Consider the following 25787-nt stretch of genomic DNA (forward strand, 5'->3'; position numbering starts at 1 on the left):
AAATATACGGGTTATTCGGCTGGCGGCACGTAGCCTTCGGCCTTGGCGTATTCCTCGCCGGAGAAGTACTTCTCCATTTCGCCCTGCAGGTATTTGCGATCTTCGGCGTTCATCATGTTCAGGCGCTTTTCGTTGATCAGCAGGGTCTGGTGTTTCTGCCAGTCGGCCCAGGCCTTCGCCGAGACGTGGTCGAAAATATCCTGGCCCTTGGCACCCGGGAACGGGGCGCGTTCCAGCGCGGGCAGTTCTTCTTTGTACTTGCGGCACATTACGGTGCGGGTCATGGCGATTCTCCTGCATTCAAGACGGCGGCCGCGCGTTCGAGCAAGGTCTTGACCGGGGCAGCAAGGCCCAGACGCGGCGGGGTGGCGAGGTTATACCAGAGCCAGTCGGCCTCGGCCACGTGATGGCTGGCTTCTTGCACCTGAACCAGCCACGGTTCGATGGACAACTGGAAATGGCTGAACGTATGTACAAGGCTCGGCAGCGCCTGCTGCTGGCCCATGGTCAGCGAGTGCTGATCGGCCAGATGCTGCAGGTCTTCCAGATCATCCAGTTCCGGCAGGCTCCACAAACCGCCCCACAGTCCTGTCGACGGGCGGCGGTAAAGCAGAATCGCGCCTTCACCGTTAGCGAGCATGGGCATCAGCGTGCGTTTCTGCGGGATGGCTTTGCGCGGCTTGGGAATCGGGTAGCGGGTTTCCAGGCCAAGCATGTGCGCTTCACAGCCACGCTTGAGCGGACACAGCAGGCAGCTCGGCTTGCTGCGCGTGCAGAGTGTGGCGCCGAGATCCATCATCGCCTGGGTGTAGGCGTTGACCCGATCGTGCGGTGTAAAGCGCTCGGCATTGGCCCACAGCTGTTTGGCGACTTTTGGTTCGCCGGGGTAGCCCTCTTGCGCAGTGAAGCGCGCCAGCACACGTTTGACGTTGCCGTCGAGGATCGGCGCGCGCAGGCCCATGCTGATGCTGGCAATCGCGCCGGCGGTGGACAGGCCGATGCCTGGCAGCTCGGTGAGTTTTTCCACGTCACGCGGGAATTCGCCAGCGTACTGGCTGACGACGATCTTCGCGGTCTTCTGCAGATTGCGAGCGCGAGTGTAATAACCCAGCCCGGTCCAGAGGTGCAGCACCTCGTCTTCCGGGGCTGCGGCCAGCGCTTCGACCGTCGGCAGGGCTGCCATGAAGCGCTCGAAGTAATTGAGGACGGTGCTGACCTGAGTCTGCTGCAACATGATCTCGGATACCCAGACCCGGTACGGATTGATGTCCTGCTGCCACGGCAAATCGTGGCGGCCATGTCGGTCGAACCACTCCAGCACCGCCGTGGAAAACTGCTCCGCTGTCATCGCTTGAACAGCCCCTTCAATGCGTTTTTCAGTTCCGGACTGACTTTGTCGCCCAGTTTCTCGTCGATTTTTTCGCTGAGCTTGTTGCCGGCCATCTTGCTGGCGACCTGACCGAGACGGTCATTGTCGATGCGGCAGGCCTTGGCGCCCAGTTCCAGCGGGCCACGGCAGCGCAGCGGCCACTCGATGCCGACGAACTTCTCGCCGACCTGACAGGCCGGGTCGGGCATGGCGCTGGTGTCGCCCTCGACGATGATGCCGACGCGGTAATCCATACCCAAAACGCGCAGGTCGATGTCGCCGTCACCGTTGACGGTCATGCCGGGAATGCGCACTTTCAGGTCCGGGTTGCTGGCGACGCCGTTGTGTACGGTCAGGTTGCCCTTGAGCTCCTCGAACGGCGTGTCCTTGCCCCGTGGCTCGCCGCTGAGGGATTTGCGGTTGAGGGTGGCGATGCCTTTGCACAATTGCTGTTCAAGGTTGGCGTTGAGCAGCACACCATTGTTGATGACGAAACTGGCGTTGCCGTTGAGCGTATCGATCAGCGCCTGCTGGCTGTTGCCGCTGCCGGTGAGGCTGCTGGTCAGCGTTACCAGACCTTTGACCGGCGGATTCTTGCCTTGGCTTTCGATGATTTTTTCCGCCGGGACGCGATTGAGCCGGGTCTGCAGGTTCAGCACCGGCGCGCTCGGGCGCACGTCGAGAGTGCCGTTGGCGACGAAGCCGCCGTTGTACAGATCGCCGCTCAGGTTAGTCAGCGTCAGCAGGCCGCCCTGGCCGGTGGCTTTGAGCGCGGCGTTCTGGATCGGCAGTCTGTCGAGGGTCAGTTGGCCAAAGGTCAGGTCGGCGTCCACGTCGAGTTTGGCCAGGCGTTCGACCGGCAGCAGACGCTCGGTGCTCCAGGCGGTCTTGCTCGGTTTGTCCGGCAGCGGCGTGGTGCCTGCGACGGCACCGGCCTCAGTGCTGGCGACTTCGGCCTGACGCGTCTGCGTCGCGCTATTGGCCTGAGCCGATTTCGGTGGCAGGTAGCGGTCGACGTTGAACGTGTCGGCCTTGAGAATCGCGCGCAGCGACTGTTTGGCGAAGTCCTCGACGGCGATGCGGCCGCTGAAGCTGCTGTCATCGAGTTTCAGGTTGATGTTGTCGAACGACAGGCTGGTTGGGGTGGCCGCAACGCGGCTGACCAGTTCGACCTTGCTCAGACTGCCTTCGCCCATCGCCGGCAGTGTCTGACCGATGCTGTCGACGAATTTCGCCAGATCGAACTGGGCAATGGAAATGCCGCCGCTGATCTGTGGCGTCTTGTCGAGGTCGTTGGCTTTCAGCTCGCCCAGGGCGCGCAACTGGTTGGCGGAGATCTTGATGCCGGTCCATTCGGCGACGTTCGCTGCCTTGTCCAGCAATAACTGGCCCTGAGCGGAGAAGGTCATGGTCTTGCCTTGCAGCGGATCGCCAGCGAGCTCGCCGGTCAGCTTCAGGTCCTCGAACTTGTAGCGCTGCAGGGCGCGCTCGAAGCGCAGCTCGCCGTTGAGCTCGGTGCGCACGCGCAGCACCGGTTGATTGGTGCCAAGGAACGCGGTGGCTTTCACCGGGATATTGGTCGAATCGTGTACCGGACCGGTGCTCAGTTGAATGCTTTCGGCACTGAACTGCTTGCCGGTCAGCTCATCAGTGTATTCAACGCGGGCGTTGTTGACGGTCAGGCTGTCGATGTCGAGGCGGATCGGTTGCGCCGGTTTTTCCACGGCGACGGTCGGCTCGCTGGCGGTCGCGCCCGCTGTGGCGGGTGGCGTCGAGCCCGGCGCCACAGGCACCTTGCCGATGTCTTCCCAGTTGCCGTGGCCGTTCTTGTCACGGTTCAGGCGCAGGTTGAGGCCTTCGACGCGCACGTCGCTCATCTGCACTTCGCGGCGCAACAACGGCAGCACGCGCACGGACAGGCCGAGCATCTGCAAGTCGGCAAACGGTTCGGCAGGTTTGGCCAGGGTGGCGACGCTGGCCTCGTGCAATTCCAGGCCGAGCCACGGGAACAGGCTCCAGCCGATATCGCCATTGAGCGTCAGCTCGATGTGGGCCTTGTCGCGGGCTATCTGGCGGATCTCGTCTTTGTAGTCGTTGGGATCGAAGAGGTGGGTCAGGGCAAAACCTGCCGCCACAATGATCAGCAACAGCCCGAGAAGTACCAGACCCAGGATTTTGCCGAACGCTTTCATGGGCGAGTCCTTGTAGTTAGTCGAATTGGTCATATGGCCGGGGAGTATAGCGCTGCGAGCACCCGGTTCGGTGTGGCGTCATCCGCCGAGGGTCGGTAGCGGTACCTGCAACTTTGCCATTGGTCCCTGCGCTTGAGGATGCCCGGCGGGCACCAGACAGCGCAATTCGGCCCCCGTTTGCGATGCTATTTTCTGCGCTTGGTTCACCGGCGGTTCAGCCATTCCAACGCGACAGGTAATTTTTCGCACGCACAAATGGGACAAGTAGCAAACGTCGTGGTGCCTTTGCAGACGCGGGGTTCGCGGCTTCCCGAGTCGTACGAGAACAGATGACTTGAAAAAAGGTGATATCAGTTTGGTTTTTCTGTCACCTGAGAATGGTAACCTTCGCCAGTTCGTCCGCCCGTCTGCGACTTAACGTCGCGCCTTCAAGGAGCTTCACCTAAGAAAACGGTCATGCCTGCGTGCATAAGGCCGAGGGTGAGCAGTGGCTGGCGAACCATACTAACAATTGGGGGATACACAATGAGCACGAGCATCACGGCGGACGGCCTCAAAGCCGACCAGCCTGCGTTCCTGTCCAAGGAACGCATCATCGCCAAGCCCGGTTTCAACCGCTGGCTGGTTCCACCGGCCGCTTTGGCCATTCACCTGTGCATCGGCATGGCCTACGGCTTCTCGGTGTTCTGGTTGCCGCTGTCCAAGGCACTCGGCGTTACCGCGCCGGTGGCTTGCGCGCCGGACATGAGCTTCATCGCACAGGTATTTTCGTCGAACTGCGACTGGCCGATCTCCATGCTCGGCTGGATCTACACGCTGTTCTTCATCTTCCTCGGCTGCTCGGCAGCGATCTGGGGTGGCTGGCTGGAACACGCCGGTCCACGCAAGGCTGGCGTTGTATCGGCCTTGTGCTGGTGTGGCGGTCTGCTGATTTCCGCGCTGGGTATCTATACCCACCAGATCTGGCTGATGTGGATCGGCTCGGGCGTGATCGGCGGTATCGGTCTGGGCCTGGGCTATATCTCGCCGGTGTCGACCCTGATCAAGTGGTTCCCGGACAAGCGCGGTATGGCGACCGGCATGGCGATCATGGGCTTCGGTGGCGGCGCGATGGTCGGCGCACCATTGGCGACTGCACTGATGAGCCACTTCGCTTCGCCGGAAGGCGTGGGCGTATGGCAGAGCTTCGTGGCCATGGCGGCCATCTACTTCGTGTTCATGATCGGTGGCGCATTGTCCTACCGCGTACCGCCTACCGGCTGGAAACCTGAAGGCTGGACCGCTCCGGCGAAGAAAGCTTCCAACGCGATGATCACCAACCGTCACGTTCACGTGAATGTAGCGTGGAAAACTCCGCAATTCCGTCTGGTATGGCTGGTGCTGTGCCTGAACGTGTCGGCGGGTATCGGTATCCTCGGCATGGCTTCGCCACTGTTGCAGGAAGTGTTCGGCGGCAAACTGCTGGGCGTCGATGTGCCGTTCGGTCAACTCGACGCTGGCCAACTGGCCTCGATCGCGGCGATCGCAGCGGGCTTCACTGGTCTGCTGAGCCTGTTCAACATCGGTGGCCGCTTCTTCTGGGCCTCGTTCTCGGACTACCTGGGCCGCAAGAACACCTACTTCGTGTTCTTCGCGCTGGGTTTTGCCCTGTACGCGCTGATTCCGAACATGGGCCATCTGGGCAACGTTGCGCTGTTCGTGGCGGCGTTCTGCATCATCCTGTCGATGTACGGTGGTGGTTTTGCCACAGTGCCGGCGTATCTGGCTGACCTGTTCGGTACGCAGATGGTGGGTGCAATCCACGGTCGTCTGCTGACTGCCTGGGCCGCCGCCGGCGTGCTCGGTCCGGTGCTGGTGAACTACTTGCGTGAATATCAGTTGAGCATCGGCGTGGAACGCGCAGCTGCTTACGACATCACTCTGTACATCCTCGCAGGCCTCTTGGTGCTGGGCTTCCTGTGCAACCTGATGGTGCGCCCGGTGGCCGACAAGTACTTCATGACCGACGCCGAACTGGCTGCCGAACAGGCGCTGGGCCACGACACGGGTGCCGATGCCAGCACCGTTCTGGAGTGGAAAGCGGCGCCGGGCACCAAGCCTCTGGCGATCGCTGCGTGGCTGGTGGTGGGTATTCCGTTGGCGTGGGGTGTGTGGGTGACCCTGCAGAAGACGGCGGTACTGTTTCACTAAGGTGTTAGCTGAATAAACACCGAACCTGTGGGAGCGAGCCTGCTCGCGAAGACGGAGCACCAGTCGACATCCATGTTGGCTGGCGTGCCGCATTCGCGAGCAGGCTCGCTCCCACATTTGTTTATGGCATGCCTGTACTGGCTTGTATGGACATGTCTACCCGCGACAGCCGGGCGTTCTATCCGTCAGGCATCTCACCTCTCGTGTTTCTGTTTGCCTCCTGCGTGCCTATAATGGCTGCCTTTTTCGCCCAATGATTTTGCGGAGCTGGTGATGGCCGAACGTAAGGCGTCTGTCGAGCGCGACACTCTGGAAACCCAGATCAAAGCCTCGATCAACCTTGATGGCACCGGAAAGGCCCGATTCGATATCGGTGTACCTTTTCTTGAGCACATGCTGGATCAGATCGCCCGTCACGGGTTGATCGACCTGGATATCGAATGCAAGGGCGATCTGCATATCGACGACCACCATACGGTGGAAGACGTCGGTATCACCCTCGGCCAGGCGTTCGCCAAAGCCATCGGCGACAAAAAAGGCATCCGTCGCTACGGCCATGCCTACGTGCCGCTCGATGAAGCACTGTCGCGTGTGGTCATCGATTTCTCCGGTCGCCCCGGCCTGCAGATGCACGTACCGTACACCCGCGCTACCGTCGGCGGTTTCGACGTCGACCTGTTCCAGGAGTTTTTCCAGGGCTTCGTCAACCACGCGCTGGTCAGCGTGCACATCGACAACCTGCGCGGCACCAACACTCACCACCAGATCGAAACCGTGTTCAAGGCTTTCGGCCGCGCGCTGCGCATGGCCGTTGAGCTGGACGAGCGCATGGCCGGGCAAATGCCATCGACCAAAGGCGTTCTGTAATGCAGACGGTTGCAGTTATCGACTACGGCATGGGCAATCTGCACTCGGTGGCCAAAGCGCTTGAGCACGTCGGCGCCGGCAAGGTGCTGATTACCAGCGACGCGAACGTGATTCGCGAAGCCGACCGCGTGGTCTTCCCGGGCGTTGGCGCAATTCGCGATTGCATGGCGGAGATCCGTCGCCTCGGCTTCGATTCGCTGGTCCGTGAGGTCAGCCAGGATCGGCCGTTCCTCGGCATCTGCGTCGGTATGCAAGCCTTGCTCGACAGCAGCGAAGAGAACGAAGGCGTTGACTGCATCGGCCTGTTTCCGGGCGCGGTGAAGTTCTTCGGCAAGGATCTGCACGAAGACGGCGAGCACCTGAAGGTCCCGCACATGGGCTGGAACGAGGTGAAGCAGACCATCAGTCACCCGCTGTGGCATGACATCCCGGATCTGGCGCGTTTCTACTTCGTGCACAGCTACTACATCGCCGCCGCCAATGCGCGGCAGGTGGTGGGCAGCGGTCATTACGGTGTCGACTTCGCCGCAGCGCTGGCCGATGGCTCGCGTTTCGCCGTGCAGTTCCACCCGGAGAAAAGCCATACCCATGGCCTGCAATTGCTGCAGAACTTCGCCGCGTGGGACGGTCGCTGGTAAATGGCCGTCAAGAAGTCCAAGCCGCCGATTCTGACCCTCTCTCCCGAGCAGGAGAGCGAGGCCAATCGCAAGATTCAGCGGTTCATGGAGGATCGTTTCGAACTGGACCTGGGTTCGTTCGAGGCGGCGGAAATTCTTGAGCTGTTTACCCGTGAGATTGCTCCGCACTATTACAACAGGGCGATTTTCGATGTGCAGACCCACCTCAAGGAACGGTTTGAAAGCATCGAAAGCGACCTGTGGGCGCTCGAAAAAAATTAAGAGCAGCGGCAAGCGTCAAGCTGCAAGCTGCAAGAGATAGACGCGCGTGCGCGCTTGCAGCTTATGGCTTGCAGCTTGCCGCTCTTTTGACGAAGGAAAAAGCATGCTGATTATCCCCGCTATCGATCTCAAGGACGGTGCCTGCGTACGTCTGCGCCAGGGCCGCATGGAAGATTCCACGGTGTTCTCCGATGACCCGGTGAGCATGGCTGCCAAGTGGGTGGAGGGCGGTTGCCGTCGTCTGCATCTGGTCGACCTGAACGGCGCTTTCGAAGGCCAGCCGGTCAACGGCGAAGTGGTCACCGCGATCGCCAAGCGCTACCCGACCCTGCCGATCCAGATCGGTGGCGGCATCCGTTCGCTGGAAACCATCGAGCATTACGTCAAAGCCGGCGTGAGCTACGTGATCATCGGCACCAAAGCCGTAAAAGATCCGGCGTTCGTTGCTGAAGCCTGCCGTGCGTTTCCGGGCAAGATCATTGTCGGTCTGGATGCGAAAGACGGTTTCGTCGCCACCGACGGCTGGGCTGAGATCAGCACCGTGCAGGTCATTGACTTGGCCAAGCAGTTCGAAGCCGACGGCGTGTCCTCGATCGTTTATACCGACATCGCCAAAGACGGCATGATGCAGGGCTGCAACGTACCGTTCACCGCTGCGCTGGCCGCTGCCACCAGGATTCCGGTGATCGCTTCCGGCGGCATCCATAACCTGGGTGACATCAAGTCGCTGCTCGACGCCAAGGCACCGGGCATCATCGGCGCGATCACGGGCCGCGCGATCTATGAGGGCACTTTGGATGTTGCAGAGGCTCAAGCTTTTTGTGATGGCTACGCGGCCAGATAAAAGCAGCTTCAAGTTGCAAGCTGCGAGCTGCAAGTTAGAAGCGCGACCGCAATCCGCCCTTTCTTGCAGCTTGAAGCTTGAAGCTTCTTAATCGGAGATTAAGTCTTATGGCGTTAGCCAAGCGCATCATCCCTTGCCTGGACGTGGACAACGGCCGGGTCGTCAAAGGTGTGAAGTTCGAGAACATCCGCGACGCCGGTGACCCGGTGGAAATCGCCCGTCGCTACGACGAGCAGGGCGCCGACGAGATTACCTTTCTCGACATCACCGCCAGCGTCGATGGCCGTGACACCACGCTGCATACCGTCGAGCGCATGGCCAGTCAGGTGTTCATCCCGCTGACCGTCGGCGGTGGCGTGCGTACCGTGCAGGACATCCGCAACCTGCTCAATGCCGGCGCGGACAAGGTGTCGATCAACACTGCTGCCGTGTTCAACCCGGAATTCGTGGGCGAAGCCGCGCAGCATTTCGGCTCGCAGTGCATCGTCGTCGCCATCGACGCCAAGAAAGTCTCCGGCCCCGGCGAAACCCCGCGCTGGGAAATCTTCACACACGGCGGGCGCAAGCCAACCGGCCTCGACGCGGTCGAGTGGGCGAAGAAAATGGAAGGCCTCGGTGCCGGCGAGATCCTGCTGACCAGCATGGATCAGGACGGCATGAAAAACGGCTTTGACCTCGGCGTGACCCGCGCCATCAGCGACGCGCTGGGCATTCCGGTGATCGCTTCCGGTGGCGTCGGCAACCTCCAGCATCTGGCTGACGGCATTCTCGAAGGCCATGCCAGTGCGGTGCTGGCGGCAAGTATTTTCCACTTCGGCGAATACACCGTGCAGGAAGCCAAGGCCTACATGTCGCATCGCGGCATCGTCATGCGCTAAAGCGTACAGGCCAGTGGACAGCATGGCGCGCCCAAGGCACTCTTGGGCACGCCATGGATTCCGGTAGCCCGACATGATCAAACGCCTGCTTGTTGTTCTCGCCAGCGCCTCGTTGTTGTTCATCAGCAATGCCCGGGCCGAAACCAGTCCCGACACCGATCTGGTGCTGCTCACCGAGAACTTCCCGCCGTACAACATGGCGAAGAACGGCAAGAATTTCGCCCAGGGCGACAACATCAACGGCATTGCCACGGACATCGTTCGCGAGATGTTCCAGCGCGCCGGCCTCACTTACAGCCTGACCCTGCGTTTCCCCTGGGAGCGTGTCTACAAACTCGCCCTGGAGAATCCCGGCTACGGGGCCTTCGTCATGGCGCGCCTGCCCGATCGCGAAAGACTGTTCAAATGGGTCGGCCCAATCGGCCCGGACGACTGGATCCTGCTGGCCAAGTCTGACAGCAAGATCACCCTCGAAACCCTCAATGATGCGCGCAAATACAAGATCGGCGCCTACAAAGGGGATGCGATTGCCGAGACACTCACCAAGCAAGGCCTCAAACCGGTGGTGGTGCTGCGCGATCAGGACAACGCTAGAAAGCTGCTCAATGGCCAGATCGATCTGTGGGCCACGGGTGATCCTGCCGGCCGTTATCTGGCACGGCAGGATGGCGTGACCGGCCTGAAGACCGTGCTGCGCTTCAACAGCGCCGAGTTGTACCTGGCGCTGAACAAGGATGTTTCCGATGACGTCGTCGCCAGGTTGCAGACCGCGCTGGATCAGTTGCGCAAGGAAGGCGTGGTCGATGAAATCATGGCGCGCTATCTGTGACCACATCCAGATCAGGCGATGGCAGCGCTTCTACGCTGGTGCTGTCGATGCCTGTCTCAGCGGGGATATCCGACGTCAGCGATGGGCACGAACTGACTGACTCGATGGATTGCGGCGGGTATTGCGTCAGCAGAACGCTGGAGTCGTCGGTATAGCCGAAATCGACCGCCACTTGAGTACCGTCTTCCCTCACCAGTTCGTAATGGCTTTGCATCTGATAGACCGCTACGGCTGATTGTTTTGGCACCATGGCAATCACGATCTGCGGTCGCAGCTCGTGCCAGCCGTTGGAAGACGCTTCAGTGTGGGTCAGGGCCTTCGGCAGGCAAGCCGAGAATCTGGTCATGCGGATGTCGCTCAGAGGCGCGGATGGCCAGGCTTTTACAATTTCCATCGCGGTGAAGCTATGGAACATCCGCATCGTCACGGCGCTCTGCGCGCGCGGCGCAGTCCATTTTCTCGCGCGGTATGTGTCTGCCTCATTGCGCTCATAACCGATGAGCACGTATTGGTCGGTCCTCTTGAGTGCGTAGTAAGGTGAGTTGCGAAACTGCTCACCGGGATGCGCATGGTCTCGCACCGCGAACCAAGGCAGGCGGGCAACATGTGTGACTGTGGCGGGTTCGCTTTCGGCTGGCTTGGCATAGCCACCGAGAACCGGAACCTGCGGTGGTTCGCTCAGTTGCACAGGGATCTGCATGCGCAACGCGTACGCCGATGAAGGTGCCGCAGGCTTGCTGTAGCCCTGAATGCCGGCGAATGTGCCCGCTGCAAACAGGATTTCGCCTGCTGCCGCAGTCGGCGGTTCGATGGTGTAGGCACTGAAACTCATTTTGGCGCCGCTACCTTTGTCATTCCAGATCAACTCGCCGAGGTTCGCCGCGACGACGAGGTCGACCCTGACGCAACGCACTGAGTTGAGCGAAGGTTTGCAATGATCGGTGGTGCAGACTTGTCCCAAGGCGACGTAACCGACAGGTGCCAAAGGGCGCCAGATCGACAGGCGCGCAACATTGGGCGCCCCGGTTTCTTTCCAGACCAGTTCAAAATCGATCGGACGCGCCAGTGCCTTGCCTCTGGCGTTTTCGACTCCTTTCAAATCCCTCTCGCAGACCACGGCCGCGACTACTTCGCCGTTGATATTGGCATCGCCGGGGATCAGCATATCGCCCAGCGGGAAATAGCCCGGCAGTGCATCCGGAGCGGGGGCAGGGCGCCAGAAGGTGGCGGGTTTCGCTTTCGAGCCGTTGCTGCTCCAGACCCGATTGAACTCCGTGGTGAAGTTGATCAGCAGGTTGTCCTGGATGATCGGTTCCATTTGCCGTGGCAGCGCTGCGATATTGTCTTCGATAGTCATGATGATTCCTGATAGTTGAAAGCGACGCGAGGGCGTCGCGACCTATTGCAGGTCGCACTATCGGAAACAGGGAGGGTTATCGGGTGGTAACTATGTATGTGCCAGCGTCACAGGGTTTTACCGGTAAACGCCGTCCTTGCCATGCCCGGCCATGGCGCGATTGCTGCGCACGCTGATCATCTGCCGGATATCGATCCAGTCGATGCCCTGCGCTTTGAGCTTGGGTAATTCGCGCTCCAGCACCGCGAGGGTCTGCGGGTACGGATGGCCGATCATCACTGCTGAACCCTGTTTGTGCGCCAGGGCGATCGCAGTCTGTAGCTGAGTGGCAATGGCCGCTTCGGTGCGCTCATCATCGAGAAACACGTCTCTGGAAACGCTGGCCAGGTCGATTTTCTGCGCCTGCTGCGCTGCGACGGTCTGCGCGCTGGTGCGGCTGTCGACGAAGAACTTGTGCCGACGCTGCAATTCGCCCATCAACCACGCCATCGCCGCAGGCTGCGCGGTCATGCGGCTGCCCATGTGATTGTTGATGCCGGCGGTGAACGGGACTTTTTCAAACGCGGCATTCAGGCGTTTCTGCAGCTCTTCGATGGGCAGTTCGGGATGCCAGGCGTACGGCCCGGTGGCCGGGTCCATGGGCATGTGCAGGATGACGATCTTGCCGGCGCGATGGGCTTCGCGGGCAAATTCGGTGGCGTGTGGGGTATCAGGCATGATCGCTGCCGTGACCGGGCCGGGCAGCGCGAGCACGCGACGATCCCGGGGCAGGTTCTGCCCCAGGTCATCGATGATCAATGTCAGGTAGGCTTTGTGCGGCGAGGAGCTGGCGGGCTCTGCTTGGGCAAAACCCGCCAGACAGCACAACAGGACGCAGAGTGCGCGGAGCAACATCCTCAGCGGCCGGAGGTGATGCTCAGGCCTTTGAGCAGGCTCAGGGCCTGGGCCAGCTGGTAATCGTCATCCTGCGGCATCGCTTTGGCCTTGCCGCCGGAACCGCTCGGTTTGTCGGCGCCGCCGTTGCCGTTGCCCAAGTGACCTTGCAGATCGGCTTCCTTGAAGTATTCGCTGTCGGCTTCGTTGGTGATCTTCGCGCGGCGCACTTCGATGTCCGGCACGATGCCCTGAGCCTGGATCGAGCGGCCGTTCGGCGTGAAATACAACGCGGTGGTGATCTTCAGCGCGCGGTCGTTGTTCAGCGGCAGCACGGTCTGCACCGAGCCCTTGCCGAAACTGGTGGTGCCCATGACCACGGCACGCTTCTGGTCCTGCAGGGCGCCGGCGACGATTTCCGAAGCCGAGGCACTGCCACCGTTGATCAGCACGACCATCGGCACCGCTTCGCTCTCGTCTTTGCCGGTGGCGGAGAAGCGCAACTCGGAATTGGCAATGCGGCCCTTGGTGTAGACGATCAGGCCTTTGGTGATGAAGTGGTCGACCACTTCCACCGCCGATTGCAGCACGCCACCCGGGTTGTTGCGCAGGTCGAGAATGATGCCGTTGAGCTTCTTGCCGTTGTCCTTGCGCAGCTTGGTCAGCGCCTTGGAGACTTCTTCGCCGGTCTTGACCTGGAACTGGGTGATACGGATATAGCCGTAGCCCGATTCCAGCAGCTGCGCCTTGACGCTTTTCACCTGAATCACTGCACGGGCCAGGGTCACGTCGAACGGCGTGCCGCCATCGCGAACCAGGGTCAGGGTAATTTTCTGGCCGATCTTGCCGCGCATCTTGTCGACGGCTTCGGTCATGGTCTGGCCGCGGGTTGGCTGGCCGTTGATCTTGACGATGAAGTCGCCAGCCTGAATGCCGGCCTTCGACGCCGGGGTGTCGTCGATCGGTGAGACAACCTTGATGAAGCCGTCCTCGGCGCCGACTTCGATGCCCAGGCCGCCGAATTCACCGCTGGTGCTTTCCTGCAGTTCGGTAAAGTCTTCCGGGCCGAGGTAGGCCGAATGCGGATCGAGGTTGCTGAGCATGCCCTTGATCGCGTTTTCCAGCAGGGTCTTGTCGTCCACAGGCTCGACGTACGCGGCTTTGATCCGGTCCATGACCTCGGCGAAGGTGCGCAGCTCTTCCAGCGGCAGCGGCGCCTTGGCGGTCGCGGCAGTGCCTGCCGGAGCGACAGTCGGGGCCGGTTGCGCGGCGAACGCCAGAGGCGCGCCGATCACCAGAGCGATCGTCAGGGCCAGCGAGGTAAGGCGGGACAAATGCAGCATGTCGAACGAACTCCTGAATTAGATGGTGCGCTTATCCTTGCGCACGACACCATTGCGCCGGATCACTCGGGTGACCCTGCTGACGAATTGCGAAATACAGCGCTGGCGTGTCCTGACCGCCACTGTTACCGACAGTGGAAATCGACTCGCCAGCCTTGACCACATCACCCGCCGACTTGAGCAGCGTCTGGTTGTGACCGTAAAGACTCAGAAAACCGTTGCCGTGATCGAGGATCACCAGCAACCCGGCACCGCGCAGCCAGTCGGCAAACACCACGCGCCCACCATGTACGGCATGCACCTGGCTGCCGGCGGAGGCGCTGATCATCACCCCATCCCACTTGGTGCGGGCGTCGTCGCCACGGCTTTCACCGAAGCGTGCGAGTAATCGACCATCAACCGGCCACGGAAGTTTTCCCCGGGTTGCAGCAAAAGGCCCGCCAAAGGTCTCGCCGCTGCTCGATACCAGCGCGCCGGGGCTTGATCTGGCGGGTTTTCGTGGGGCGTCGCTGTTGTCAGCCTGCGCCTCACGCAAACGCTTTTTTTCCGCTTCCTGCTGGGCGATCAGCGCTTTCTGCCGCGCTTCTTCTGCCTCACGAGCCTGGCGGGCCAGGGTTTCTTCGATGGTTTTAAGGACTTTAGACAGGTCTGCCTGATCCTGCTCGCGGGCGGCCAGTTTCTGATCGCGGGCTTTCACGTCGTCATTTAGCTTGGCGAGAACCTGCTGGCGTTCCTTGCGGACCTTCTCGAGTGCTTCGCGCTGAGTGTCGAGGTCGCTTTTCTGCACCAGCAACTGCGCCTGCTGCAGGCCAATGTCTTTTTCGACATTGGCCAGTTGGCGCAGGGTTTCGTTGAAGTTCTTCAACTGCTCCAGGCGGGCCTGGCTCAGGTAGTCGTAATAGGTGAGGGTGCGGGCGAATTTCTCGGGATTCTGCTGGTTGAGCAGCAGCTTGAGGTATTCCTGGCGACCGTTCTGATAGGCCGCTCGGGCCTGAATGGCGATCAGTCGCTGCTGTTCAGTGCGCGCGCTCTGGAGTTTTTTTTTCTCTGCATCGAGCCGCTGCAGCTCGGATTCGCTTTTCTGCAATTCTTTCTGCAGCGCGTCGACCTGCTTCTGCAGCTTGCCCATCTCGGTTTCGGTGCCCTTGAGCTCTTTCTGCACGCCGGACTTTTCTTCCTGCAGCTTGCCCAAGAGTTTTTTCAGCTCGGCGATATCCTGGCGCGTGGCCTCCAACTGCTGTTGGGTTTGCGCGCGCTCGTCGGCGAAGGCCGGCTGGAGCAGACAGGTCAGAGCAAGGGCAATCAGGACGCGAAGCATAGGGGCGGGCGGCACCAGGGTAAGGGACGGCCTAGTATGCCCGCCCGAGGCTGCAAAAAAAACGCCCAATTGGGGCTGTGTGATAACTGGACAGAAAAACACCGCAAAACCAATGTGGGAGCGGGCTTGCTCGCGAAAGCGGTGTGTCAGGCGACATCGCTGTCGACTGATCCACCGTATTCGCGAGCAGGCTCGCTCCCACAGGGATTATCAGTGTTTATACGAGGATCGAAGTGCCAGTCATCTCCGCCGGTTTTTCCAGGCCCAGCAGCATCAGCATGGTCGGTGCCACGTCCGCCAGCACGCCGCCTTCGCGCACTTTCAGGTCGCGTTTGCCGACGTAGATGAACGGCACCGGCTCGGTGGTGTGCGCGGTATGCGCCTGACCGGTGGATTCGTCGGCCATTTGCTCGACGTTGCCGTGGTCGGCCGTGATCAGCGCTTCGCCACCGACTTTTTCCAGCGCCTCGACGATGCGACCGACGCAGGTGTCCAGGCACTCGACCGCTTTCACCGCCGCGTCGAATACGCCGCTATGGCCGACCATGTCGCCGTTGGCGTAGTTGACCACGATCACGTCGTAGCGCTGGTTTTCGATGGCGTCGACGATGCGGTCGGTGACTTCCGGCGCGCTCATTTCCGGCTGCAGGTCATAGGTAGCGACTTTCGGCGACGGGATGAGGATGCGCTCTTCGCCCGGGAACGGTTCTTCGCGACCGCCGGAGAAGAAGAAGGTCACGTGGGCATATTTCTCGGTTTCAGCGATGCGCAGCTGGGTCTTGCCGTTTTTCGCCAGGTAATCACCGAGGACGTTTTCCAGGCTGCCGGCGGCGAAGGCCGACGGTGCCGGAATGCTTGCGGCGTACTGGGTCAGCATGACGAAACCGGCCAGTTTTGGCTGGCGGGCGCGCGCGAATTCCTTGAAATCGTCTTCGACGAACACGCGGGTCAGCTCGCGGGCGCGGTCGGCACGGAAGTTCATGAACACCACAGCATCGCCGTCCTCGACTTTCACCGGCTCGCCGATAGAAGTGGCTTTGACGAATTCGTCGCTTTCGCCCCGGGCGTAGGCAGCTTCAAGACCTTCCTGAGCGGTGGCGGCGTTGAATTCGCCATTGCCGTCGACGATCAGGTTGTAGGCCTGGGCGACGCGATCCCAGCGGTTGTCACGGTCCATGGCGAAGTAGCGGCCGATGATGCTGGCGATGCGGCCCTTGCCGAGTGCCTGGAAAGTCGCGTCGAGCAGTTCGATCGACGAAGCAGCGCTTTTCGGCGGCGTGTCGCGGCCATCGAGGAAGGCGTGCAGGTAGATTTTTTCCGCGCCGCGCTTGAAGGCCAGTTCGGCCATGGCGATCAGGTGATCCTGGTGGCTGTGCACGCCGCCATCGGACAGCAGCCCCATAAAGTGCAAGGCTTTGCCGGCGGCCACGGCTTTATCGACAGCGGCGCAGATGGTCGGGTTCTCGAAAAACTCGCCGTCGCGGATCGCTTTGGTCACGCGGGTGAAGTCCTGATACACCACGCGCCCGGCGCCAAGGTTCATATGGCCGACTTCGGAGTTGCCCATCTGCCCGTCCGGCAGGCCGACGTCCATACCGCTGCCCGAGATCAAGCCGTTCGGCACCGTGGCCCACAACCGATCCAGCACAGGTTTCTTCGCCGCGAACACGGCATTGGATTCGGGGCTGTCGCTGTGACCGAAGCCGTCGAGAATCATCAGGACCAAAGGTTTGGGCGTAGTCGTCATGGAATCCACTCGTGGCTGATAAAGAAGAGGGCGATGGAAAACGGAGTTGGAGTTTAAAGCGAAGTTCCGACCGCGTCACCGCCGGACGGGGTTTGGCCGACCATAGTGGCTGTGTATACTGGCCGACATTTTAACGCCCTGGAACCTCCTTCGATGGTTGCTCACCTGATTGAATTTGCCACTAACCACTACATTCTTGTCGGTATCTTCGTCGTACTGCTGGCTCTGTTGCTGGCGCACACGATGCAGGGCGGCGGTAAAAGCCTGAGCACTGGCGAACTGACCGCACTGGTCAATAAAGATGCAGGCGTGGTGGTGGACATCCGTCCGGCCAAGGATTATGCCGCTGGCCACATCGTTGGCGCGGTGAACATCCCGCAAGATAAACTGGCTGCCCGCGTCGGCGAGCTGGAAAAGCACAAGGCCAAGACCATCATTCTGGTCGATGCCCTTGGCCAGACCGCCGGCACCCACGCCCGCGAGCTGATGAAATCCGGCTTCACCGCGGCCAAGCTGTCCGGCGGGATTTCCAGCTGGAAAGGCGACAACCTGCCGTTGGTGAAGTGATATGAGCGACGTCATCGTCTATTCCAGCGATTACTGCCCTTACTGCTCGCGCGCCAAGCATCTGCTCGCCAGCAAAGGCGTGGCCTTCGAAGAGATCAAGGTCGATGGCAAGCCGCAGCTGCGTGCCGAAATGACCAAAAAGGCCGGACGCACCTCCGTGCCGCAGATCTGGATCGGCGCAAAGCACATCGGTGGTTGTGATGATTTATACGCCCTGGAGCGCGCCGGCAAACTCGACGCGCTGCTCAAAGGCTGAATGGCTGCACCCACGTACAGCACTCCCTAAAAGACCCAAGATCGATAAGGATCTGAGATGACTGACCAACAGAACACTGCAGCCAGCGAAGAAGAAACCGCACCGCAATTCTCCTTGCAGCGCATCTACGTACGCGACCTGTCCTTCGAAGCCCCGAAAAGCCCGGCGATCTTCCGCCAGCAGTGGGATCCGGCGGTCGGTCTGGATCTGAACACTCGCCAGAAAGCGCTGGAAGGCGATTTCTACGAAGTGGTGCTGACCCTTTCCGTTACCGTGAAAAACGGTGACGAAGTGGCCTTCATCGCTGAAGTGCAACAGGCCGGTATCTTCCTGATCAAGAACCTGGACGCGGCTTCGATGAGCCACACCCTGGGTGCGTTCTGCCCGAACATCCTGTTCCCGTATGCCCGTGAAACCCTGGACAGCCTGGTCACCCGTGGCTCGTTCCCGGCGCTGATGCTGGCCCCGGTGAACTTCGACGCCCTGTACGCGCAAGAGCTGCAGCGCATGCAGGAAAGCGGCGAGACTCCGACCGTTCAATAATGGTTCAGCCTCACCCGTGTGGGAGCGAGCCTGCTCGCGAAGAGGGCGTGTCAGAGACGGATCTGTCGACTGATGCACCGCATTCGCGAGCAGGCTCGCTCCCACATTTGTTTTGCGGCGTTATTTGAAGTCGTTCTGCCGCCACGCTTCGTACACGGCGACCGCCACGGTGTTGGACAGATTCAGGCTGCGGCAGCCTTCGCGCATCGGCAGGCGTAGGCGCTGTTCGGCGGGCAGGGCGTCGAGCACGTCCGCTGGCAGGCCACGGCTTTCCGGGCCGAACAGAAACGCATCGCCGGGCACGAATGCGGCATCATGAAACGGCCGTGAACCTTTGGTAGTGAAGGCGAATACCCGCGGGTTGCCCAGACTCTCAAGACAACTGGCCAGATCAGCGTGACGCTGCAGCGTGGCATATTCGTGGTAGTCGAGACCGGCGCGACGCAAGCGCTTGTCGTCCATCTCGAAACCCAGCGGCTCGATCAAATGCAGGTGGCAGCCACTATTGGCGCACAGCCTGATAACGTTGCCGGTGTTCGGCGGAATTTCTGGTTGAAAAAGGATGACGTGAAACATGCACGGCTCCGAAGGTAAAGACGAGCGGCATTCTACGCCGCCTGTGGACAACCGTTCGAAACTATTCCCGCGAGTGATCGGTTCGCTGGCCATTGTCGGAATGATGATCGGCCTGATGATCGGTCGACTGACCACGCCGGATCCGAGCGCGCTGGAGCGCGTCGAGGTCACCGATGGCGGTTTGGTGGTGTGGTTCAACAACGAGCCGAAGCTGCATGGCGAGATCATCGACGGCACCATCGCATTGCTGTTTCAGGCGCAAGGTCAGCCGCAAAAGGGCCAGCTCAAGCTCGACGGCAGGGATGTGAATTGGCGCACGCGCAAGAGTGACGGCGGGTTGTTGCTGACGGTGCTGGCGGCGCGGCCGTTGCAGGGTGACTGGATCGGCAGCGAGGTCGATGACCGCTGGCGGCTGGAAGTTCGATTGCGAGAGCAATGATCTGAACTTCATCGTTACCTCCGACGTTTTTTAACGGCATTTCCCACCGCTGCCGTTGACCTTTCCCACCCCCAGCCACCGCGAGCGCGCGCTATCGTCCGCTCTCACGCTCAAACGGCAGGATGCCGACCACAAGCTGCCCTTGCGCACCTGCAGGGGAAGCTCTTCAAGGATGAAAAACATGCCGGTCAAACCACCCCGCGGCGGCAGTAGCCGCGTTGATATCGATACACCAGCCAGCCCTGCTCGACCGACGGACCCGGACACCGCATTGGTGGATTTACCAGGCCGTCGTGGCTTCGAGATGGGCGCTTCGCTCGATCCTTTGCTGCGCCCAGCTCCGTCATCCATTGGTGCCGATATCGAAGCCGTCTCGCCGTCGCATACCGTAGTGGTTCACGCGGCTCCCCTTGATGCACGGCCGATTGCTCCGGACGTGTCGCTTGCTGCCTATGTCACTGACGGTCGCGCAATACGTGCGCCAGTCAACAATGAAGGTCTTCGGGTTATTAACAAACGCACATACGCTGACCTGCAAATCGGCGGCATGGCTATGGTTGCTGCTGATCCGCATACCGGACTGTACCGGGCCCGTCGACCAAGCGAGTTGCTGCCTTCAGGTCCGGTGCTGCTGCGCGACGCCGCGAGCGGTCTCTGGCACCCTCGCCTGGTTGTTGAACAGGCGACCCGAGCTCAGGTGAAAAAATATCTGCCGGAAGCGACCGATCAGCAGGCTGACGACTTCATTGCTCTGATCGGCGACAAAGATATTGCAGACGTGGAGCTCAGGCGCGTTCAGATCGGGTTTTCCGAGTTGGACAGCAAGATCAGGCTTCGGGAGCTTTCGGTCAATCAGTATTCTGACTCCTACACAGCAGTTAGTGCCGTGGGAGCCAAGCTGCGGCGACTGTACAAGTGGTTGGGGGAGCCTGACGAACGGGTCTACAAAAATGAGCGGCTGACGGGTTTCAAACTGGAACTCGATCTCGATTCGTGGCCTGTTCGAGACCTTCCATCACGTCAGTTCAGGTCCATTTCCGACCTCACGCTACGAGCGGGATGGGAGCCGGATGTACACATATTTCTGGCTCAATTTCCCAATGTTGAATCGCTGAAGATCGCGGCGCCACTCGGACCGCCTTCAATAAACCGGCCGTCGGGGCAGATTTATTTCCACGCGAGTGTTAACCCGCCTCTGGTTGCACAATTCAAAAAGCTTGCCGGGTTGCGAGAGCTCAATTTGGAAGAATGTGCGCTGAGGCCGGATTTTTCTGTGGCAGGGATGAACGAATTGCGTGTACTAAAGCTCGGCAGCTCATATGCAGGTCGAGATCTTTCGGCGTTGGTCGGTCAGCTGTCCGACTTGCGACGCTTACAGGTGCTTGAGTTGCAGCGCAATGTATTGAGAGCCGCCCCCGATGTTTCCGACATGGCCGAGCTGCGATATCTCGATCTGACAGATACCGGCATATTCAAGCCGCCAGCCGGGCTTGATTCCGAGAGAGGGCCGAAGCATCTGGAAGTATTGAAGCTGGCTGACAACCCTCTGCACTTTGCGCCGTCAGTCAAGACACTGACCGCGTTGCGAGAACTGGATCTGTCTAATACCGGCCTGGAAAAATTCCCGGAAGGCATTACCCCGCAACTTCCAACGACAGTATTGGATCTTTCAAACAATCGGATCAAATCGATTCCCGAGTCCGTTGAGCTCAGAGCGGGATTTAATCTCAACGGCAACCCGATAAACGATCCGTCTTCTCTTCGACGTCTGATCCATGCCCGTATCAAGACTGGCAGCGATATTTGGCTCGCAGAGCAACATACTGATCGGTCGGCAGCGCTCTGGTTGCGAAATTTTCCGCAAGCGCAGGCGGCTGAAAAGGCCAGACTCTGGGATAGTTTCGAAGGTCCTTGGAGTACGCTGCTGAACGGTATACGCACGCTGAGTCGCACGCCCGAATTTCATGTTGAGCGCCCGCTTTTACAGCGTCGAGTCTGGCGGGTTCTGGAAAATTTCAGTCAGGCGGATGCGGTGGAGCGAGCGTGGCTGAGCACAATCGTCGAATTTGAATCAAGTCCTGGGAAAATGCTCGATTGGCTGGAAGCGGAAATACGAAAATATGACGGGGGGCGGCAGAACCCGCCGTTACATCACCGGCCCAAGCGCCCACGGCTTGAATAATTCGTTGGGGCGCAGTGGCGGTGTAAAAGCGGGAATCCCTGACCTGCCTGTATCAGGGTTCCCAAAAGTGTGGGCTTCGCGTATCGCGTCGGCCCGGTATAAAGAGGGAACCCCCGGCCTGCCTGTACCAAGGATCCCAAAAGGTTGGGCTCGCCGCGTTGCGCTGTGAGCCCGATGTAAAGAGGGGAATCCCCGGCCTGCCTGTACCAAGGTCCCCGAAACGGGTGGTGAAACGAATCACCTGTAGAAAGCATTGCAGGCGCCGTGCCAGGTTTTAATCTGTTGAAACAAAAAAATCTTGAGAGATGCGAAAGCCCCGGAATTCGGGGCTTTTGTTGTTCGAAGCGGGAGTTTTTCCAGCACGTGGAAACAGGGCGATGAGAGTCGGGCTCTGCACGATCCCGGTTCATCGTGCATTGATGCGGTGCATGCTGGCCCAAAAAGCTTCGTCGGAACGCCGCCCGGAGCAGGCTCGCTCCCACAGGGGAAGCGTATTCCAATTGTGGGAGCGAGCCTGCTCGCGAATGGGTTCAACGCAGAACTGGAGACCTAACCCTCTTCCCCCTCCTCATCATCCCCACCATCCACCTTCATCCCCAGTTCCTTGATCTTGCGCGTCAGAGTGTTCCGCCCCCAACCCAACAGAACGGCAGCATCTCGACGGCGCCCGGCGGTGTGCTTCAACGCCGTCTCGATCATGATCCGCTCGAACGCCGGCACCGCGCTGTCGAGCAGGCTCGACTGGCCGCGGGCCAGAGCCTGATCGGCCCATTGGCGCAGGGCCTGTTCCCAGTTGGTCACGGGCGCCGAATCCTGCGGCAGGTTGAGCAGCTCCGGCGGCAGGTCACTGATGTGCACTTCACGGCCGGAGGCCATCACGGTGATCCAGCGGCAGGTGTTTTCCAGCTGGCGCACGTTGCCCGGCCACGGCAGGTTTTTCAGGTATTCCTCGGTCTCGCTTTTCAGCAGCTTCGGCTCCACCGCCAGTTCCTGCGCGGCGCGGCTGAGGAAATGCCGGGCCAGAGTCGGGATGTCTTCGCGACGATCCGACAGGCGTGGAATGTGGATGCGAATCACGTTGAGACGGTGGAACAAGTCCTCGCGGAATTTACCGGCGTGGACGAGCGTTTCGAGATTCTGGTGGGTCGCGGCGATGATGCGTACATCGACCTTTACCGGCACATGGCCGCCGACGCGGTAGAACTCGCCGTCAGCCAGCACGCGCAACAGGCGGGTCTGGGTGTCCGCCGGCATGTCGCCGATTTCATCGAGGAACAGCGTGCCGCCGTCGGCCTGTTCGAAGCGCCCGCGGCGCAGGTTTGCTGCACCGGTGAACGCGCCTTTCTCGTGGCCGAACAGTTCCGATTCCATCAGATCCTTGGGAATCGCCGCCATGTTCAACGCAATGAACGGCGAAGCCGCGCGTGGGCTGTGGCGGTGCAGGGCGTGGGCGACCAGTTCTTTACCGGTGCCGGATTCGCCGTTGATCAGCACGGTGATGTTGGAGTGGCTCAGGCGGCCGATAGCGCGAAACACCTCCTGCATCGCCGGCGCTTCGCCGATGATTTCCGGCGTGCGGGTCAGGGCTGGCACAACTTCCAGGCCTTGCTGCTCCTGCGCATGTTGATTGGCCCGCTTGACCAGCGAAACGGCTTCGTCGACATCGAAAGGTTTGGGCAGATATTCGAACGCGCCGCCCTGATAGGAGGCGACAGCGCTGTCCAGGTCGGAGTGAGCGGTCATGATGATGACCGGCAGCCGTGGGTGCTGTTCGCGAATCCGCGCCAGCAGATCCAGACCACTGGCACCGGGCATGCGGATATCGGAAATGATCACGTCCGGCTGCTGCCGGGCCAGACGACTCATCACGCCGTCGGCGCTGTCGAAGCTCTGGGTGGTCATGCCTTCCTGTTGCAAGGCCTTTTCCAGGACCCAACGGATAGAACGGTCGTCATCGACGATCCACACGGTTTCACTACGGCTCATGTCGATGTGGCTCCTTGTTCCAGTGGCAGGAAGATCGAGAAGGTGGTGTGGCCTGGATGGCTCTCACACTCGATCAGGCCCTGGTGCTGACTGATGATGTTCTGGGTAATGGCCAGGCCCAGCCCGGTACCGTCCGGGCGACCGCTGACCATCGGAAAGAAAATGGTTTCCTGCAGTTCCGCCGGGATGCCCGGGCCGTTGTCGATGATCTCGATCTTGGTCACCAGACGATGGCGGATGTGGCCGATGGTGAACTGGCGCATGGCGCGGGTGCGCAGGCTGATGCGGCCCAGGCGCAGCTCGTTCTGGCTGCTGATCGCCTGCATCGCGTTACGCACGATGTTCAGCACCGCCTGAATCATTTGTTCGCGGTCGATCAATACGTCGGGAATGCTCGGATCGTAATCGCGCACCAGAGTGATGCAGCCCTGGCTTTCGGCTTCGACCAGTTGGCAGACGCGTTCGAGGACTTCGTGAACGTTGCACATGGCCAGCGAGGGCAATTTATTCGAGCCGAGCATGCGATCAACCAGATTGCGCAGGCGATCGGCCTCTTCAATGATCACATTGGTGTAATCGCGCAAGCTTTCCTCCGGCAGCTCGCGCGCCAGCAGCTGCGCAGCACCACGGATGCCGCCGAGAGGATTCTTGATTTCATGGGCGAGGCCGCGCACCAGCATTTTGCTGGTTTCCTGCTTGGATAGCTGCGCCTCTTCCTTGGTGATCCGCAGCAGGCGGTCACGCGGGTGCACTTCGAGCAAGAGCAAGGTCGCGCCGTTGCTCAGGATCGGCGTGACCGCGTAATCCACAGTCAGGGTCTGGCCGGTGAGGGCGGTGAGCATTGCTTCGCGTTTGGTGAACGGGTGCGCCTGCTCAACCGCCTGGCGCAGGGAATTGAGCGCCTCGGGAGACTCGGTGAACAGCTCACTGATGAACTGGCCATGGCTGCGCTGACCGCTGACGGCCAGCAACATTTCCGCCGCCGGGTTCATGTACTCGAGGCGCAGTTCGGCGTCGAGCAGGATGGTCGCCGTGGTCAGGTTGTCGAGCAGCAAACGGTGAATAGCGTCGCTTATGGTCATCTGGACCCCTTTTGGAGCAAGGCGTGCGCGAGAACAAAGCGCTGTTGTCGGGAAAATGCAAAAACCAAACCAAGGCTCCGAAAAGAAGCGCTTGAGCCCTGAAACAGGCGATTGACGCGCGTTTGTATGGCACGAAGCCAGCTCAAACGGGAAGTTTCGAACCAAAATGGGTTGGGTTGTGGGCGAGTTGCAGTTTAGTGCACCAATAGGGTGCGCATGCCTGGCAGACGTTAAAAGAAGCGCAGGAATGGATTTTTCGGCTCTTCCGGTTTGTCCTTGAGCGGGCATTCCGGGCGCACGCCGTAATCGTCGGCGCCACAGGGTTTGGCCTGACGTTTTTGCGCCAGGGAAATGCGCAGCAGGTGGAACGGCTGATTGGCGGTGCGTTCCACGGTACGCCCGGCGGCGTCGAGGATTTCGATCGAAAGGCTGTGGCTGCCGCGATCAATGTTGCTCAGTGCAAATACCGGGCTGACGCCGGGCTCGCCAGTGGCCTTGCCATCCAGCAGCAGGCGATAACGATGGCCGCTTTGCAGGCCGGGCTCGCTGGTGACACTGACGATCAGCTCGCCGGCGCTGCTGCGCAGGGTGGCATCAGGCTCTGGGATCAGAATGCGCAGCATGTCGTAATGAAAGGGCGCTGGTTCGGCGGATTTTTTCGCCGTGGTGATCGGCGCTGCGGTGTTGGCAGGGACCGCCATGCGATTGCTCGTCGCGATCGGCACTCGCTTGGCGTTGGCGCGTGGCTGGTCGGTATAGACGCGGTTGCCCTGTGCGTCGATATAAGTGAAGACCTCGGCCGTGGTGGGCGACGCCATCAGCGCCAGGATGAGTATCAGTCCGGCACGGATCATGGCGTGTGCACGCGCTGCACGGTGAAAACCGCAGGCTGGCTCTGCTGGATGACGGTCTGGCCGTCGATCACTTGCACGGCCAGGCGATGCTCACCGCGATCAACGTTGATCAATTGCAGAACCGGCACGTTGCTCGGCTGGCCGTAGGGCGCGTCGTCCAGGACCAGTCTCAGTTGATGCGGTGGTTGCAGACGAGGCTTGATCAGAACGTTGACCGTGAAGGTGCCGTTGTTGGCGCGCAGCGCCTCGTCAGTGGGCAGACCGGCGAACTCGAGGATGTCGTAGGCGTTGCGCGGTGGTTGCGGTTGTTCTGCGGTGGGTGCCTGCGGCGCACTCGGTGCTTGCGGCTCGACCCGGTTGAGGGGTGGCAGCTCGAGCGGTTGCGCCTGTACGCCGTCCGGCGGCTGATTGCTGTAAGCCGTGTTGCCGTTGGCGTCGGTGTACTTGTAGATCTGCGCGGCGGCGGGCAGGGCGATCAGCAGCAGGATGTAGAGAAGCATGCGACCCATGAAATCGACCGGGGTTGGAAACGATGGGTAGCAGCATAGGACAGGTGGGGCGGTTGGCCCAACTGGCGACACATTCAAAGATCATTC

Annotated in this window: 25 protein-coding genes; 12 read left to right on the forward strand and 13 right to left on the reverse strand. The window is 60.5% G+C overall.

The features are described 5' to 3' along the window. Positions 1 to 11 precede the first annotated feature (11 nt). The 3 genes from ACZ0AZ_RS10455 to ACZ0AZ_RS10465 are packed head-to-tail and all read right to left on the reverse strand — an operon-like array spanning position 12 to position 3561. The gene (locus ACZ0AZ_RS10455; protein ID WP_039756578.1) at positions 12 to 284 is read right to left on the reverse strand and encodes an oxidative damage protection protein; all 273 of its coding nucleotides are present in this window, start codon (positions 282 to 284) and stop codon (positions 12 to 14) included. Next, complete coding sequence (gene mutY / locus ACZ0AZ_RS10460) at positions 281 to 1348, reverse strand: A/G-specific adenine glycosylase (protein WP_039756580.1); 1068 nt, start codon at positions 1346 to 1348, stop codon at positions 281 to 283. Before mutY ends, ACZ0AZ_RS10455 begins: the two co-directional genes overlap by 4 nt. After that, the gene (locus ACZ0AZ_RS10465) at positions 1345 to 3561 is read right to left on the reverse strand and encodes an AsmA family protein (protein ID WP_463537334.1); all 2217 of its coding nucleotides are present in this window, start codon (positions 3559 to 3561) and stop codon (positions 1345 to 1347) included. The genes mutY and ACZ0AZ_RS10465 overlap by 4 nt, the downstream gene beginning before the upstream one ends. Before the next feature lie 525 nt (positions 3562 to 4086). Here ACZ0AZ_RS10465 and ACZ0AZ_RS10470 point away from each other — a divergent pair. The 7 genes from ACZ0AZ_RS10470 to ACZ0AZ_RS10500 all read left to right on the forward strand — a co-directional run bounded on the left by ACZ0AZ_RS10470 (position 4087) and on the right by ACZ0AZ_RS10500 (position 10068). Beyond that, on the forward strand, positions 4087 to 5751 hold the full coding sequence (locus tag ACZ0AZ_RS10470) for an OFA family MFS transporter (protein WP_463537335.1): 1665 nt from the start codon (positions 4087 to 4089) through the stop codon (positions 5749 to 5751). 273 nt (positions 5752 to 6024) lie between these two features. Then, the gene (gene hisB, locus ACZ0AZ_RS10475; protein WP_016772125.1) at positions 6025 to 6618 is read left to right on the forward strand and encodes an imidazoleglycerol-phosphate dehydratase HisB; all 594 of its coding nucleotides are present in this window, start codon (positions 6025 to 6027) and stop codon (positions 6616 to 6618) included. Next, complete coding sequence (hisH, locus tag ACZ0AZ_RS10480) at positions 6618 to 7256, forward strand: imidazole glycerol phosphate synthase subunit HisH (protein WP_039756584.1); 639 nt, start codon at positions 6618 to 6620, stop codon at positions 7254 to 7256. The genes hisB and hisH overlap by 1 nt, the downstream gene beginning before the upstream one ends. Continuing rightward, positions 7257 to 7517, forward strand: coding sequence for a DUF2164 domain-containing protein (locus tag ACZ0AZ_RS10485; RefSeq protein WP_039756585.1), 261 nt, complete (start codon positions 7257 to 7259; stop codon positions 7515 to 7517). It abuts the gene before it with no gap. Between the two features lie 103 nt (positions 7518 to 7620). Beyond that, positions 7621 to 8361 carry a 1-(5-phosphoribosyl)-5-[(5-phosphoribosylamino)methylideneamino]imidazole-4-carboxamide isomerase gene (hisA, locus tag ACZ0AZ_RS10490; protein WP_039756586.1) on the forward strand — a complete coding sequence of 247 codons (741 nt, stop codon included), beginning with the start codon at positions 7621 to 7623 and terminating at the stop codon, positions 8359 to 8361. A gap of 107 nt (positions 8362 to 8468) precedes the next feature. Further along, on the forward strand, positions 8469 to 9239 hold the full coding sequence (gene hisF, locus ACZ0AZ_RS10495; RefSeq protein ID WP_016772122.1) for an imidazole glycerol phosphate synthase subunit HisF: 771 nt from the start codon (positions 8469 to 8471) through the stop codon (positions 9237 to 9239). A gap of 73 nt (positions 9240 to 9312) precedes the next feature. Continuing rightward, the gene (locus ACZ0AZ_RS10500; RefSeq protein ID WP_463537337.1) at positions 9313 to 10068 is read left to right on the forward strand and encodes a substrate-binding periplasmic protein; all 756 of its coding nucleotides are present in this window, start codon (positions 9313 to 9315) and stop codon (positions 10066 to 10068) included. On the opposite strand, the gene ACZ0AZ_RS10505 is transcribed toward ACZ0AZ_RS10500, so the two are convergent. From ACZ0AZ_RS10505 to gpmI, 5 genes are all read right to left on the reverse strand, one after another. Continuing rightward, positions 10049 to 11425 (reverse strand): Vps62-related protein, encoded by a 1377-nt coding sequence (locus tag ACZ0AZ_RS10505; protein ID WP_463537338.1) that lies wholly within the window; start codon positions 11423 to 11425, stop codon positions 10049 to 10051. The two genes, ACZ0AZ_RS10500 and ACZ0AZ_RS10505, sit on opposite strands and share 20 nt — an antisense overlap. Positions 11426 to 11542: 117 nt before the next feature. Continuing rightward, a complete protein-coding gene (locus tag ACZ0AZ_RS10510; RefSeq protein ID WP_122601405.1) occupies positions 11543 to 12319 on the reverse strand; it encodes a divergent polysaccharide deacetylase family protein in 777 nt (258 codons plus the stop codon). A 2-nt stretch (positions 12320 to 12321) separates the two neighbouring features. After that, positions 12322 to 13641 (reverse strand): S41 family peptidase, encoded by a 1320-nt coding sequence (locus tag ACZ0AZ_RS10515; RefSeq protein WP_129998304.1) that lies wholly within the window; start codon positions 13639 to 13641, stop codon positions 12322 to 12324. A gap of 31 nt (positions 13642 to 13672) precedes the next feature. Continuing rightward, a complete protein-coding gene (locus ACZ0AZ_RS10520) occupies positions 13673 to 14959 on the reverse strand; it encodes a murein hydrolase activator EnvC family protein (RefSeq protein WP_206421216.1) in 1287 nt (428 codons plus the stop codon). A 217-nt stretch (positions 14960 to 15176) separates the two neighbouring features. Continuing rightward, positions 15177 to 16706 (reverse strand): 2,3-bisphosphoglycerate-independent phosphoglycerate mutase, encoded by a 1530-nt coding sequence (gene gpmI, locus ACZ0AZ_RS10525; protein WP_122693236.1) that lies wholly within the window; start codon positions 16704 to 16706, stop codon positions 15177 to 15179. 153 nt (positions 16707 to 16859) lie between these two features. Between gpmI and ACZ0AZ_RS10530 the strand changes: the two genes are divergently transcribed. Genes ACZ0AZ_RS10530 through secB form a run of 3 tightly spaced genes read left to right on the forward strand, consistent with a single transcriptional unit; the run spans position 16860 to position 18072 of the window. Beyond that, the gene (locus ACZ0AZ_RS10530; protein ID WP_016772116.1) at positions 16860 to 17273 is read left to right on the forward strand and encodes a rhodanese-like domain-containing protein; all 414 of its coding nucleotides are present in this window, start codon (positions 16860 to 16862) and stop codon (positions 17271 to 17273) included. A 1-nt stretch (position 17274) separates the two neighbouring features. Continuing rightward, positions 17275 to 17529 (forward strand): glutaredoxin 3, encoded by a 255-nt coding sequence (grxC, locus tag ACZ0AZ_RS10535; RefSeq protein WP_039756592.1) that lies wholly within the window; start codon positions 17275 to 17277, stop codon positions 17527 to 17529. A 57-nt stretch (positions 17530 to 17586) separates the two neighbouring features. Continuing rightward, positions 17587 to 18072 (forward strand): protein-export chaperone SecB, encoded by a 486-nt coding sequence (gene secB, locus ACZ0AZ_RS10540; RefSeq protein WP_463537339.1) that lies wholly within the window; start codon positions 17587 to 17589, stop codon positions 18070 to 18072. 120 nt (positions 18073 to 18192) lie between these two features. Here secB and ACZ0AZ_RS10545 read toward each other — a convergent pair whose 3' ends face one another. Further along, positions 18193 to 18648 (reverse strand): tRNA (cytidine(34)-2'-O)-methyltransferase, encoded by a 456-nt coding sequence (locus tag ACZ0AZ_RS10545; protein WP_016772113.1) that lies wholly within the window; start codon positions 18646 to 18648, stop codon positions 18193 to 18195. On the opposite strand from ACZ0AZ_RS10545, the gene ACZ0AZ_RS10550 reads away from it, so the two are divergent. Beyond that, a complete protein-coding gene (locus ACZ0AZ_RS10550) occupies positions 18647 to 19087 on the forward strand; it encodes a hypothetical protein (protein ID WP_129998301.1) in 441 nt (146 codons plus the stop codon). The genes ACZ0AZ_RS10545 and ACZ0AZ_RS10550 overlap by 2 nt on opposite strands. Positions 19088 to 19268: 181 nt before the next feature. After that, positions 19269 to 21269, forward strand: a complete 2001-nt coding sequence (locus ACZ0AZ_RS10555) for a leucine-rich repeat domain-containing protein (protein ID WP_463537340.1) — start codon at positions 19269 to 19271, stop codon at positions 21267 to 21269. Between the two features lie 549 nt (positions 21270 to 21818). On the opposite strand, the gene ntrC is transcribed toward ACZ0AZ_RS10555, so the two are convergent. The 4 genes from ntrC to ACZ0AZ_RS10575 all read right to left on the reverse strand — a co-directional run bounded on the left by ntrC (position 21819) and on the right by ACZ0AZ_RS10575 (position 25700). Then, positions 21819 to 23255 carry a nitrogen regulation protein NR(I) gene (gene ntrC, locus ACZ0AZ_RS10560; RefSeq protein ID WP_039756597.1) on the reverse strand — a complete coding sequence of 479 codons (1437 nt, stop codon included), beginning with the start codon at positions 23253 to 23255 and terminating at the stop codon, positions 21819 to 21821. Continuing rightward, complete coding sequence (gene glnL / locus ACZ0AZ_RS10565; protein ID WP_039756599.1) at positions 23252 to 24337, reverse strand: nitrogen regulation protein NR(II); 1086 nt, start codon at positions 24335 to 24337, stop codon at positions 23252 to 23254. Before glnL ends, ntrC begins: the two co-directional genes overlap by 4 nt. A gap of 230 nt (positions 24338 to 24567) precedes the next feature. Further along, positions 24568 to 25191, reverse strand: coding sequence for a DUF4124 domain-containing protein (locus tag ACZ0AZ_RS10570; protein WP_463537341.1), 624 nt, complete (start codon positions 25189 to 25191; stop codon positions 24568 to 24570). Next, on the reverse strand, positions 25188 to 25700 hold the full coding sequence (locus tag ACZ0AZ_RS10575; RefSeq protein WP_129998299.1) for a DUF4124 domain-containing protein: 513 nt from the start codon (positions 25698 to 25700) through the stop codon (positions 25188 to 25190). The genes ACZ0AZ_RS10570 and ACZ0AZ_RS10575 overlap by 4 nt, the downstream gene beginning before the upstream one ends. Positions 25701 to 25787: the final 87 nt, after the last annotated feature.

The sequence above is a fragment of the Pseudomonas sp. AC239 genome, assembly GCF_979258545.1.